Origin of the sequence: Streptomyces sp. NPDC058326 (genome assembly GCF_042879855.1) — a bacterium.
In the GTDB taxonomy this organism is placed as follows: domain Bacteria; phylum Actinomycetota; class Actinomycetes; order Streptomycetales; family Streptomycetaceae; genus Streptomyces.
Window position 1 is genome coordinate 165,281 of record NZ_JBHVZO010000008.1, and the last position, 12,603, is coordinate 177,883.

Here is a 12,603-nt window from a genome sequence, read left to right on the forward strand (position 1 = left end):
TGTCTGCGGGCAGGCGGTCAGCCGGTGTTGCGGAGGCCCGCCGCGACGCCGTTCACGGTGAGGAGGAGGGCCCGCGCGAGCAGCGGGTCCGGCTCCTCGCCGCGCTCGGCCGCGCTGCGCTGACGGTCGAGCAGGGCGACCTGGAGGTAGGAGATGGGGTCCAGGTAGGCGTCGCGGATGGCGAAGGTCTGCTGGAGGACCGGGTTGGAGTCGAGGAGCTTCTCGCCGCCGGTGACCTTGAGGACCTCGGCGACGGTCAGCGCGTGCTCGGCCTCGATGGTGTCGAAGACGTGCTTGAGGTCGTCGGGGACCAGGGTGTCGACGTAGTGGCGGGCGATCCGCAGGTCGGTCTTCGCGAGCGTCATCTCGACGTTGGAGAGGAAGTTGCGGAAGAAGTGCCACTGTTCGTACATCTCGCCGAGGACCGGGTCGAGTCCGGCCTCGCGCAGGGCCTTGAGGCCGGAGCCGACGCCGAACCAGCCGGGGACGATCTGGCGGGACTGGGTCCAGCCGAACACCCAGGGGATGGCGCGGAGTCCGTCGAGGGAGACGCCGGAGCCGGGGCGGCGGGAGGGCCGTGAGCCCAGGTGCAGGTCGGCGAGCTGGTCGACGGGGGTGGAGGCGAGGAAGTACGCCGGCAGGCCGGGGTCCTCGACGAGCTTGCGGTACGCGGTGTGGGCGGCGTCGGAGACGGTGTCCATGGCCGCGTCCCAGCGGGCGAGGGCCTCGTCGGACTGACGCGGGGCGGTGTGCAGGGCGGAGGCCTGCAGGGTGGCCGCGACGGTGAGTTCGAGGTTCTCGCGGGCGAGGGAGGGGATCAGGTACTTGTCGGAGATGACCTCGCCCTGCTCGGTCACCTTGATCTCGCCCTCCAGGGTGCCCCAGGGCTGGGCGAGGATGGCGTCGTGCGAGGGGCCGCCGCCGCGGCCGACGGTGCCGCCGCGGCCGTGGAACAGCCTCAGCCGCACCCCGTAACGGTGGGCGACGTCCCGCAGCCTCCGCTGGGCGCGGTGGATCTCCCACTGACTGGTGGTGATGCCGCCGAACTTGGAGGAGTCGGAGTAGCCGAGCATGACCTCCTGGACGTCGCCGCGGAGCGAGACGAGGCGCCGGTAGGAGGGGTCGGCGAGCATGCCGTCGAGGATGACGTCGGCGGCCTTGAGCTCGTCGGTGGTCTCCAGGAGCGGCACGATGCCGATCTTCGCCCAGCCGCCGTGCAGGTCGATGAGGCCGGCCTCGCGGGCGAGGACGGCGGCGGCGAAGACGTCGTCGGCACCCTGGCACATCGAGATGATGTACGACTCGATGACCTCGGGGCCGAAGCGCTCGAAGGCTTCCTTGACGGTGTGGAAGACGCCGAGGGTCTTCTGTCCGGCCGCGTCCAGCGGGGCCGGGGTCGGGGCGAGCGGACGCCTGGACCGCAGTTCCTTGGCGAGGAGCTTCTGCCGGTAGTCGCGGGGCATGTCGGCGTACCGCCAGGACTCCTCGCCGAGACGGTCGAAGAGCTGCCCGAGGGCGTGGTGGTGGGCGTCGGCGTGCTCGCGGACGTCCATGGTGGCGAGCTGGAGGCCGAAGGCCGAGAGGGTGCGGATGGTGCGGTCCATGCGGCCGTCGGCGAAGAGGCCGCCGCGGTGCTCGCGCAGGGAGGTCTGGATGAGGGTGAGGTCGTGGACGAGCTCGGCGGTGCCGAGGTAGTCGCGGCCGTCCTGGTGGGGGGTGCCCTGGGCGAGGCGCTCGCGGGTGTTGACGAGCTTCTGCCGGATGCAGGTGGCCTTGAGCCGGTACGGCTCCTCGGCGTTGAGGCGCTTGTAGCGGGGGCTGATCTCCGGGAGGAGCTCCAGGTCGCGCTGGAGGGAGTCCAGGAGTTCCTGGGTGGCTCCGGCGTAGCGGATGGAGTTGGAGAGGAGGCCGCGGAGGTAGTCGACGAGTTCGAGGGCGTCGGTGATGCCGTGCTCGTGCTGGAGGATCAGGACGTCCCGGGTCACCTGGGGGGTGACGTTGGGGTTGCCGTCGCGGTCGCCGCCGATCCAGGTGCCGAAGGTGAGCGGGCGGGTGCCGGCGGGCAGCTCGACGCCGACGCGCTCCAGTTCGGCGGCGAGGTCCTCCAGGACGTCGCCGACGGCGCCGGCGTGCAGCTCGTCGAGGTAGTAGATGGCGTTGCGGGCCTCGTCGGCGGGCTCGGGCCGGACGACCCGGAGCTCGTCGGTCTGCCAGATGAGGTCGATGTTCTCGGCGAGCCGGAGGTCGTGGCGGCGCCGGTCGGCCTCGATGACCGGGGTCTCCAGGAGGGCGGCGATTCGGCGGAGCTTGTTGAGGACCGAGCGGCGGGCGGCTTCGGTGGGGTGCGCGGTGAAGACGGGCCGTACGTTGAGGTTCTTGACCGTCTCGCGGACGTGCTCGGGGTCGCCGTCCTTGAGCATGTCGGCGGTGCGGGCGAGGAGGCCGCCTTCGGCGGCGCGCTTCTCGCGCATCTCGCGGCCGCGGTGGACCTGCTCGGTGACGTTCGCCAGGTGGAAGTAGGTGGAGAAGGCGCGCACCAGCTTGGCGGCCGTCTCCAGCTCGACGCCCTGGAGCAGCTCGGCGGCGGCCTCGCCGTTCTCGCGGGTGAGGCCGCGGACCCGCTCGACGAGGTCGAGGAGTTCGGGGCCCTCCTGGCGGACGAGGGTCTCGCCGAGGAGATCGCCCAGTCGGCGGATGTCGGCGCGCAGCTCGGCGCTGGCGGTGGGGGTCTGGTCGGCACTGCTCACAGGTGCGGCTCCTTGCAGTGTTTCAGCACGTCTGGAGGGGTTCTGGAGGCTTGCGGACCGCGCTGTCCGACGCACCCAGGATAGGTGTCCATCTGCCGGACAGCGGTCAGGGTCCTCTTGTGCCCTCTTGCCGCGCGCCCCGGCGCTGCCATACTTACGACGCCGTAGGTTACGGAGGCGTAGCTACGCGCCCGTTTCCTACCGTTCCGCTCACTTTCATCCCTCTTCCCTCATCCCCAGGGGACCCTTATGACCACAAGCCCCGAGACACTCGAATCCGAACAGGAGCTGCCCGCCGCCACGCTCGGCGGGGACAAGAAGCGGTCGATCGAACAGATCACGCTGCTGCTGTTCATCACGGTGCCCTTCGCCGCCCTGGTCGCGGCCGTGCCGCTGGCCTGGAGCTGGGGCGGTGTGTCGTGGCTCGATCTGGGGCTGATGGTGGCGATGTACTACATCGGCTGCCACGGCATCACGATCGGTTACCACCGTTACTTCACGCATGGTTCCTTCAAGGCGAAGCGGCCGCTGCGGATCGCTCTGGCGATCATGGGCTCGCTCGCGGTGGAGGGGCCTCTGGTGCGCTGGGTGGCGGACCACCGCAAGCATCACAAGTTCTCGGACGCGGAGGGCGACCCGCACTCGCCGTGGCGGTTCGGCGAGACCGTGCCCGCGCTGATGAAGGGCCTGTGGTGGGCGCACATCGGCTGGATGTTCGACGAGGAGCGCACCCCGCAGGCCAAGTACGCGCCCGACCTGATCAAGGACCCGGCGCTCCGGCGGATCTCCCGTGACTTCATCTTCTGGACGATGCTCTCCCTCGCGATCCCGCCGCTCGTGGGCGGTCTGGTGACGTGGTCGTGGTGGGGCGCGTTCACCGCCTTCTTCTGGGGCTCCCTGGTGCGGGTGGCGCTGCTGCACCACGTGACCTGGTCGATCAACTCGATCTGTCACGCGGTGGGCAAGCGTCCGTTCAAGTCGCGGGACCGTTCGGGCAACGTGTGGTGGCTCGCGGTGCTGTCCTGCGGCGAGTCCTGGCACAACCTGCACCACGCGGACCCGACGTCGGCGCGGCACGGCGTGCTGCGCGGTCAGGTCGACTCCAGCGCGCGGCTGATCCGCTGGTTCGAGCAGCTGGGCTGGGCGTACGACGTGCGCTGGCCGGCGAAGGAGCGCATCGAAGCCCGCCGCCAGACCGCGTCCGCAGACGCGGCATGATGGAAGACGTGGCGATCGACGGCAGGACCAGCGGCACCGGCAGCGGCGAGCAGAAGCCCCGGCGCGGGCGCCGGGTGCGGATGACGGGCGCGGAGCGCCGGGAGCAGCTGCTCGACATCGGCCGCACGCTCTTCGCCGCGAAGGGTTTCGAGGGCACGTCGGTGGAGGAGATCGCGGCGAAGGCCGGGGTCTCCAAGCCGGTGGTGTACGAGCACTTCGGGGGCAAGGAGGGTCTGTACGCGGTCGTGGTCGACCGGGAGATGCGCCAGCTCCTCGACGGGGTGACGGGCGCGCTGACGGCCGGGCATCCGCGGGAGCTCCTGGAGCAGGCGGCGTTCGCGCTGCTCGACTACATCGAGAACTACACGGACGGCTTCCGGATCCTCGTGAGGGATTCTCCGGTGGCGCAGTCGACGGGTACGTTCGCGTCGCTGATCAGTGACATCGCCACGCAGGTGGAGGACATCCTGGGTCTGGAGTTCAAGGCCCGGGGGTTCGATCCGAAGCTGGCTCCGCTGTACGCGCAGGCCCTCGTGGGCAGTGTGGCGCTGACGGGGCAGTGGTGGCTCGACGTCCGCAAGCCGAAGAAGGCGGAGGTCGCGGCGCATCTGGTGAACCTGGCGTGGCACGGTCTGGACGGTCTGGAGCCGAAGCCGCGGCTGATAGGGCACCGCAAGAGCTGACGGAGCCGCGAGAACCGACGCAGCCGAGAGCTGACGGAGTGCGGAAACCCGTTCGACTCCCCTTGATCGCGCAGGGGTACACTCCTCCCCACATCCGGGGGGGTGTTCGCCCCCCGTACGCGCCCTCGGCCGTGCGGGGGCGTCGCGGACCCCCCGTTCCGGTCCTTGGTTCTCACGTTCCCCAGGGGGGGATCTTTTGCGTTCCGCATTCTTCGGGCGTGCTCGTCGTGTCACCACCTGTACCGCGCTCGCCCTGTCCGCCGGCATGGTCATGGCGTCACCCGCCGTTGCCGAGACCGGCCCCCGGCCCGTCGTGGAGCAGCCGCAGTTCGCTGACACGACGACGCCGAAGCTGGACATGTCGCAGCCGGCCGTCGAGACGGGCACAGCCCGTACCGCCGGCGCGACGGCCGTCGTGGCGCCCCGTTTCGACGTGGACGGCGACGGCAGGACCGATCTGATCCACCGCAAGCAGGACGGCCGGACGTACGTCGCCACGAGCAGTGCGACGACGACCGGCGAGTTCGATACCTCGGGCGCGCTCCTGGACCTCGACCTCATCCCGATCGGCGACCAGAACGGCACGGGCAAGCCGGAGGTGCTCACCCTCGCTCGGGACGGCGTCCTCCGGCTGTACGAGGAGGCCGGCACGAACTACGGCTGGCCCGCCTGGGAGGGCAGGGGCTGGAACATCTACAACAAGGTGTTCTCGCCCGGCGACATCAACGGTGACGGCAAGGCCGACCTGCTCGCCCGCCAGTACAACGGCGAGCTCTACTCCTACCGGGGGACGGGCGAGCCCACGCAACCGCTCACCGGCCGCGCCAAGGTCGGCGCCGGCTGGGGCGTCTACGACCAGCTCGTGGGCGTCGGTGACAACAGCGGCGACGGCCGCGGTGACCTCGTGGCCCGCACCACGGACGGCCGGCTGCACTTCTACGGCAGCACCGGCAACCCGGCGTCGCCGTTCAAGCCGCCCAGGGTGCTCGGCCAGGGCTGGAACGCGTACAACCAGATCGTCGCCCCGGACGACCGCAACGGTGACGGCAGGGCCGATCTGCTCGCCCGTGACCAGGCCGGTTCGCTCTGGGCCTACAGCGGTCTCGGCAACGGCTCGTACTCGGCGCCGGTGAAGCTCTCCGGCAGCTGGCTCGGCGTGGACCAGTTCGGCGGGGCGGGCAACATCCCGACCGCCGGCAGGAGCGGGTTCATCGGCCGCGACCGCGCCGGGACGCTCTTCTGGTACGGCGACCAGAACAACGGCAAGCTCACCGCACGCGCGCAGTGGGGCAGCACCGGCGGCTGGGCCGGCGCGAACATCTCGTACGTCTCCGCCCTGGACGAGGGCGCGTTCGCCGACCTCCTGGAGATCTACCGGGGCCACCTGTACAACGCGGACCGGGACCTCGGCGGCGGCTGGCAGATCTACAACCTGCTCATCGGCCCCGGTGACCTGAGCGGCGACGGCAAGGGCGACCTGCTGGCCCGCGACACCTCCGGCGTCCTGTGGCTGTACCGGGGCAACGGCTCCGGTACGGGCGTCGCCTCCCGGATCCGGGTCGGGGACGGCTGGAGCGCGTACAACCGGATCCTCGGCGCGGGCGACTTCACCGGCGACGGGCGCACGGACCTGATGGCCCGTGACGGCGCCGGCGCCCTCTGGCTCTACAAGGGCACCGGCTCGGCGACGACCCCGTTCACCGGCCGGGTGAAGATCGGCACCGGCTGGAACACGTACAACAAGCTGGCGACGCCGGGCGACCTGAACGGCGACGGCAAGGCCGACCTGCTCGGGGTGAACGCGGCGGGCGAGCTGTACCGCTACCTGGGCACGGGCACCGGCTCGGCCATCGGCTCCCGGGCGAAGATCGGCACCGGCTTCCAGACCTACACGCAGCTGTACTAGGAGCCCTCGGACGCCCCGCACCGGAATTCCGGTGCGGGGCGTCTCACGTTCACGAAAAGACCGCTGGCATACGGCGCGCGCATGAGTAGAATCACGTTCAACATCCGGGGGGGTGTTCCCGACCTTCGAACGAGGTCGTCTCCGCGTGCCCGATGGCCTGCGCTGACGCCGTTCGACGCTGTGCGAACCCCCTGTTCGGTCCTGCCGAATCTCTGGTCCCTGGGGGGATCTCTTGCTTTTCACGCATTCCCGGCGTGCTCGCCGCCTCGTCGCCTGCACCGCTCTCGCCCTCTCCGCAGGCATGCTCTTCTCGGGCACCGCGTCCGCCGATTCGCCGGCGCCGCAGCCCACGATCCAGAAGAAGGACACGTCCTTCACGCCGCCGCAGCTGGTCCGCCCGGGTCAGGACGGCGCCCGCGCCGGCGCCCAGGCGGCCGCGGCGACCTCGCCGCTCCTGTCGGACCTGGACCTCGACGGCATCGAGGACCTGGTCTTCCGCGCCGGTGACGGGATCTACACGACCGCCGGCGAGGGCGAGGAGGTCGTGCTCGGCCGCGTCGACGTCGCCAAGGACATCATCCCGATCGGCAACCAGGCCGGCGAGGCCGAGCCCGAGATGCTGGTCCTGTCCGAGAACGGCACCCTGACGCTGTACAGGGACGTCGCCGAGTACGGCACCCCGTACGAGCACTCGGTCGGCGGCGGCTGGCAGGCCTACAACAAGATCACCTCGCCCGGTGACGTGAACGGCGACGGCAAGGCCGACGTGATCGCCCGCACCCCGGCCGGTCAGCTGTACGTGTACATCGCCACCGGCGACGTGACCAAGCCGCTCGGCGCGCGCATCCTCGTCGGCTCCGGCTGGGGCGCGTACGACCAGCTCGTCGGCCTCGGCGACGGCAACGGCGACGGCCTGGCCGACATGTACGCCCGCGACCGGAACGGAACCCTGTGGTTCTACACCGGCACGGGTGACAAGAACCACCCGTTCGCCACCCGCAAGTCCATCGGCGGCGGCTGGAACACCTACAACCAGATCCTGCCCGCCGGCAACGGTGCCCTGTGGGCCCGGGACAACTCCGGCACGATGTACCTGTACATCGGCAAGGGCGACGGCACCCTGAACCCGCGCCAGAAGGCCGGCGACACCGGTGACTTCGCGGGCATCGAGCAGTTCGCCCTCGGCGGCAACATCCCGTACACCGGCAAGGACGGCTTCCTCGCCCGCGACACGGCCGGCACGCTGTTCTGGTACGGCCCCTCGACCACGGGCAAGGTCACCCCGCGCCAGGTCGCCAGCGGGACGGGCGAGTGGAAGAACGCCGTCTGGACCGCCGTCTCGTCGATGAACCCCGACAACATGCAGGACACCGTCCAGAACCTCGACGGTGACCTGTGGATCGACGGCGCGTACTACATCGGCTCCGGCTGGGGCATCTACAACGCCTTCGCCGGCCCGGGTGACCTGAGCGGCGACGGCAAGGGCGACCTGCTCGCCCGCGACCGCTCCGGCGTCCTGTACCTGTACAAGGGCAACGGCGAGGGCGACAAGTTCGCCACCCGCATCCGGGTCGGCTCGGGCTGGGGCGGCTACAACAAGATCTTCGGCGGCGGCGACTACACCGGCGACGGCCGCGCCGACCTGCTGGCCCGCACCACCGGCGGCGACCTGTACCTGTACGCGGGCACCGGCAACGCCACCACCCCCTTCGGGGGCCGCGTGAAGATCGGCTCCGGCTGGGGCACCTACAAGCACCTGGCCGCCGCCGGCGACCTGAACGCGGACGGCAAGGGCGACATCGTCGGCATCACCTCCGCCGGCGACCTGTACACCTACCTGAACACGACCCCGGGCAAGTTCTCCACCCGGGCGCGGTTCGGCGGCGGCTTCCAGATCTACAACCAGATCGGCTGACGCCTCCCGGCACCCGACGGGGTCCCTCACCGGTGCTTCCGGCGAGGGACCCCGTCCCCGTTCCCCCGCCCCTCCATCCCTCCCTCCCTCCCTCCCGAAGAGGACCCTTCTTGCGTTCCGTGTTCTCCGGGCGTGGCCGCCGCGTCGCCGCGTGCACCGCCCTCGCCCTCTCCGCCGGCATGCTGCTGGCGGCTCCCGCGTCGGCCCAGGACCCCGTGCCGGGACCCGCACTGCTGACACCGTCCGCGCCCTCCGCCGTGCCGCCGAGGCCGGTGGCCCCGCCGACTGCCGACACCGGCGCGGGCCGCCTCGCCGCCGAGGCGTCCTCCGCCCGGCTGTCCGACCTGGACGGCGACGGCGCCGAGGACCTCCTCTACCGCTACTACGACGGCGAGCTGTACGCGTCGTCCCCCGCCGTGCCGGAATCCTCCCTCTTCGACCTCGGCCGGAAGGAGATCGCGAGGGACTTCCTCGCCATCGGCGACCAGGGCGGCGCCACGTCCCACCCGGAGGTGCTCGTCCTCTCCGAGGACGGCACGCTCACCCTGTACGCGGACGCCACCCTGGACGGCAGCGGCACCGCGCACCGGGTGGGCGGCGGCTGGCAGGTCTACAACAAGATCACCTCGCCGGGTGACATGAACGGCGACGGCCGCGCCGACCTGCTCGCCCGCACCAAGGACGGGCAGCTGTACGCCTACGCGGCCACCGGCGACCTGGCGAAGCCGTTCGGCGCGCGCGTCCTGGTCGGCGGCGGCTGGGGGGTCTACGACCAGCTCGTGGGCCTCGGCGACGGCAACGGCGACGGACGCGGCGACCTGTACGCGCGCGACACCACCGGCACCCTCTGGTGGTACGCGGGCAGCGGTGACCCGGCCAAGCCCTTCGGCACGCGCACGTCCGTCGGCGGCGGGTGGAACACGTACACCCAGATCCTGCGCGCCGGTGACGGCGGGCTGTGGGGGCGGGACGGCGACGGCACGCTGTTCCACTACGCCTCGCGCGGCGACGGCACCCTGAACGGGCGCGTGCGCTCCGGCGACGTGGGCGCCGAGCGGTACGTCGCGCAGTTCGCGGGCGCCGGCAACAACGCGTACACCGGACGGGACGGCTTCGTCGCCCGCGACGACATCGGGACGCTGTACCTGTCCGGCGGCCTCACGTTCGAAGCCGACGCCCCCGTCCAGTACAGCGAGTGGGGTGGCTGGAAGGGGCTCTCCTGGACCAGCGTCGCCTCCCTGGACGGGGACGGCACGCTGGACGTCCTCCAGGTCTCGGGGGGCGCGCTGTACGCCGACATGGAGTACATCGGCGGCGGCTGGAGCATCTACGACGCCCTCGCCGGCAGCGGTGACCTGAGCGGCGACGGCAAGGCCGACATCCTCGCCCGCGACAAGAGCGGCGTCCTGTGGCTGTACAAGGGCAACGGCCTGGGCACCGCGCTCGCCGCCCGCGTGAAGGTCGGCTCGGGCTGGGGCGGCTACAACAAGATCTTCGGCACCGGCGACCACACCGGCGACGGCCGCGCCGACCTGCTGGCCCGCACCACCGGCGGAGACCTGTACCTGTACGCGGGCACCGGCAACGCCACCGCCCCCTTCAAGCCCCGCGCGAAGATCGGCTCCGGCTGGAACACGTACAAGCACCTGTTCTCCCCCGGTGATCTCAACGCCGACGGCAGGAGCGACGTGCTGGGCGTCACCACGACCGGCACCATGTACCGCTACCTGGGCACCACCCCGGGGAAGTTCTCCGGGCGGACCCCCACCGAGTGGTCGTACTCGATCTACGACCTGTTCTCCTGACGCCCCGACACCACCCGTGACCGCCCCGCACCGGATCGTCCGGTGCGGGGCGGGCTTGTCTCCGGGCGGCGTCAGCGGGGCTTCGTGGCCATGGCGAAGATGCGGCGGAAGGGGAAGACGGTCCCGTGCCGCCCCGGTGGGTAGGCCTCGCGGAGGAGGGTGCGGTACTGGCCGAGGAAGGCGTCGACCGCCTCCTGGTCGTCGCCGAGGGCGGTGAGCACGGGCCGCAGGGCGGTGCCCTTGACCCAGTCGAGGACCGGGTCCTCGCCCTGGAGCAGCTGGCAGTACGTGGTCTCCCAGACGTCCGTCTCGCAGCCGAGGTCGGTGAGGCGGGTGAGGTAGTCGGCGGCGCCGAGGATGTGGACGAAGCGGCGGCCCTGGTCGCCGACGCGGCCGCGCCATTCGGGGGTCTCGCAGAGTTCGCCGAGCAGGGCGTGGCTGGGCGAGGTGAAGTTGCCGGGGACCTGGAAGGCGAGGGTGCCGCCGGGGTGGAGTCCGTCGATCCAGCCGGCGAAGGACTCGGGGTGGTTGGGCACCCACTGGAGGGCCGCGTTGGAGACGATCAGGTCGTAGGGCTCGGTGGGGGTCCAGTGGGCGGCGTCGGCGGGGCGGAAGTCGAGCCACCCGCCGCCGCGCGTGGTGCCGGACCAGTCCTTCTCGGCCCGCTCCAGCATCTCGGGCGAGAGGTCGAAGCCGGTGATGTGGGCGTCGGGCCAGCGGTCGGCGAGGAGGGCCGTCACATTGCCCGGGCCGCAGCCGAGGTCGGCGATCCTGGCCGGCCGGTCCTGGGCGGGGAGACGGGGTATTCGGGCGAGCAGGTCGAGGAAGGGACGGGTGCGGTGGCCGGCGTGACGGAGGTACTGCTGCGGGTCCCATGTGGGTGCGGCGGTTTCCACGGAATGCATGTTCGATGCCCCTTGCTGGAACGAATGGCCGAAACGGAATGGAGTTCCGGCCGGGTCCCTTCCCCATAGTCCAGCGGAATATATCTTGAACACAAGATACTCGACATCAAGAAACTTGAACCCAAGAGACTTTATGTCAACAGACCCTCTACACTGATCGTCATGGAGGACGAGGTCGACCGACTGGTCGCAGCATGGCGCCGCGAGCGCCCCGACCTCGACGTGGAACCGCTCGAGGTGCTCAGCCGTGTCTCCCGGCTCGCCCGGCACCTCGACCGCGCCCGGCGGCTCGCCTTCTCCGAGCACCAGCTGGAGCCCTGGGAGTTCGACGTCCTCACCTCGCTGCGCCGGGCCGGCGCCCCCTACCAGCTCTCCCCCGGCCAGCTCCTGACGCAGACCCTGGTCACCTCCGGCACCATGACCAACCGCATCGACCGGCTCACCAAGAAGGGCCTTGTCGAGCGGCTCCCCGACCCCAGCGACCGGCGCGGCGTCCTCGTCCGGCTCACGCCCGAGGGCCGCGACCGCGCCGACGAGGCGCTCGCCGGGCTCCTCGCCCAGGAGCGGGCCATCCTGTCCCAGCTCTCCCGCGCGCAGCGCGGCGAACTGGCCGGGCTGCTACGCCGGCTGACCGCCCCGTTCGACAACATCCCCGGCTAGCCGGACCTCGTCCAGCTGCGCCGGGCCCACGCCCGCGCGGCGGGCCAGCGCCACCGCCGCCAGGGTCGAGTGCACGCCCAGCTTCCCCAGCACGTTCTGCATGTGCGTACGGACGGTGTGCGGGGAGAGGAAGAGGCGCTCGGCGACCGCCTTGCGGCCCAGCCCCGCGACCATGCAGCACAGGACCTCCCGCTCGCGCGGGGTCAGCGACTCCACGAGCCGCTCGCTGTCCGTCCGGTGCTTACGGGCCGCCGTCAGCTCCCGCAGGACGCCGGTCAGCAGCGCGGGCGGCAGATGCGTCTCGTCCCGCAGCACCCCGCGGACCACCGCGAGGAGCCGCTGGAGCGAGCAGTCCTTCGCCACCCAGCCCGAGGCCCCCGACTGCAGGGCGAGCGCCGCCCGCCGCGGGTCGTCCTTCTCCGCGAGGACCACGGTCCGTACGGCAGGGTGGATCTGGCGCACCCCGGCGACCAGCGAGATCCCGTCGACGACGCCCTCGGCGTCGTCCGGCACGGCCCGGGCCACGGCCGCTCCCGGAGGTGACCCGCCCAGCTCGGCGTCGACGAGCAGCACGTCGAACCTGCGCCCCTCCGCCGCACCGCGCTCCAGGCAGCGCAGGGCGGCCGGGCCGCTTCCCGCGGCGGCGACGTCGACGTCGGGTTCCGCGGCGAGCGCGGCGGCCAGCGATTCGGCGAAGACGCGGTGGTCGTCCACCACCAGGACACGGATACGTGCCACGGACACCCCCAAGTGTCGAGGAACGG

General features: G+C 71.3%; 9 protein-coding genes. 6 read left to right on the top strand and 3 right to left on the bottom strand.

Annotated elements, in window-relative coordinates:
• Window positions 1-17: 17 nt before the first annotated feature.
• Window positions 18-2,747 (bottom strand): phosphoenolpyruvate carboxylase, encoded by a 2,730-nt coding sequence (ppc, locus tag ACFVYX_RS17455; protein ID WP_389682231.1) that lies wholly within the window; start codon window positions 2,745-2,747, stop codon window positions 18-20.
• Between the two features lie 249 nt (window positions 2,748-2,996).
• Here ppc and ACFVYX_RS17460 point away from each other — a divergent pair, with 249 nt between their 5' ends.
• From ACFVYX_RS17460 to ACFVYX_RS17480, 5 genes are all read left to right on the top strand, one after another.
• Window positions 2,997-3,965: an acyl-CoA desaturase gene (locus ACFVYX_RS17460; RefSeq protein ID WP_389682232.1), complete on the top strand. Its 969-nt coding sequence runs from the start codon at window positions 2,997-2,999 to the stop codon at window positions 3,963-3,965.
• Window positions 3,965-4,648, top strand: a complete 684-nt coding sequence (locus ACFVYX_RS17465; protein WP_148005190.1) for a TetR/AcrR family transcriptional regulator — start codon at window positions 3,965-3,967, stop codon at window positions 4,646-4,648. The genes ACFVYX_RS17460 and ACFVYX_RS17465 overlap by 1 nt, the downstream gene beginning before the upstream one ends.
• A gap of 196 nt (window positions 4,649-4,844) precedes the next feature.
• Entirely contained in the window at window positions 4,845-6,554 is a 1,710-nt protein-coding gene (locus tag ACFVYX_RS17470; RefSeq protein ID WP_389682233.1) for an FG-GAP-like repeat-containing protein, read from the top strand.
• Window positions 6,555-6,786: 232 nt separating this feature from the next.
• Entirely contained in the window at window positions 6,787-8,469 is a 1,683-nt protein-coding gene (locus tag ACFVYX_RS17475) for an FG-GAP repeat domain-containing protein (protein WP_389682234.1), read from the top strand.
• 119 nt (window positions 8,470-8,588) lie between these two features.
• The gene (locus ACFVYX_RS17480) at window positions 8,589-10,274 is read left to right on the top strand and encodes an FG-GAP repeat domain-containing protein (RefSeq protein WP_389682352.1); all 1,686 of its coding nucleotides are present in this window, start codon (window positions 8,589-8,591) and stop codon (window positions 10,272-10,274) included.
• A gap of 71 nt (window positions 10,275-10,345) precedes the next feature.
• Here the strand turns inward: ACFVYX_RS17480 and ACFVYX_RS17485 are convergent, their stop codons facing one another.
• Window positions 10,346-11,179, bottom strand: coding sequence for a trans-aconitate 2-methyltransferase (locus ACFVYX_RS17485; protein WP_389682235.1), 834 nt, complete (start codon window positions 11,177-11,179; stop codon window positions 10,346-10,348).
• A gap of 162 nt (window positions 11,180-11,341) precedes the next feature.
• On the opposite strand from ACFVYX_RS17485, the gene ACFVYX_RS17490 reads away from it, so the two are divergent.
• Window positions 11,342-11,839, top strand: coding sequence for a MarR family winged helix-turn-helix transcriptional regulator (locus ACFVYX_RS17490; protein ID WP_389682236.1), 498 nt, complete (start codon window positions 11,342-11,344; stop codon window positions 11,837-11,839).
• Here the strand turns inward: ACFVYX_RS17490 and ACFVYX_RS17495 are convergent.
• Window positions 11,798-12,577, bottom strand: a complete 780-nt coding sequence (locus tag ACFVYX_RS17495; RefSeq protein ID WP_389682237.1) for a LuxR C-terminal-related transcriptional regulator — start codon at window positions 12,575-12,577, stop codon at window positions 11,798-11,800. The two genes, ACFVYX_RS17490 and ACFVYX_RS17495, sit on opposite strands and share 42 nt — an antisense overlap.
• Window positions 12,578-12,603: the final 26 nt, after the last annotated feature.

What these genes read in the sequence shown, in the direction of transcription:
- ACFVYX_RS17460 (WP_389682232.1), top strand. Translation starts at nt 2,997, where the DNA reads ATGACCACAAGCCCCGAGACACTCGAATCCGAACAGGAGCTGCCCGCC.
- ACFVYX_RS17465 (WP_148005190.1), top strand. Translation starts at nt 3,965, where the DNA reads ATGGAAGACGTGGCGATCGACGGCAGGACCAGCGGCACCGGCAGCGGC.
- ACFVYX_RS17485 (WP_389682235.1), bottom strand. Translation starts at nt 11,179, where the DNA reads ATGCATTCCGTGGAAACCGCCGCACCCACATGGGACCCGCAGCAGTAC.
- ACFVYX_RS17490 (WP_389682236.1), top strand. Translation starts at nt 11,342, where the DNA reads ATGGAGGACGAGGTCGACCGACTGGTCGCAGCATGGCGCCGCGAGCGC.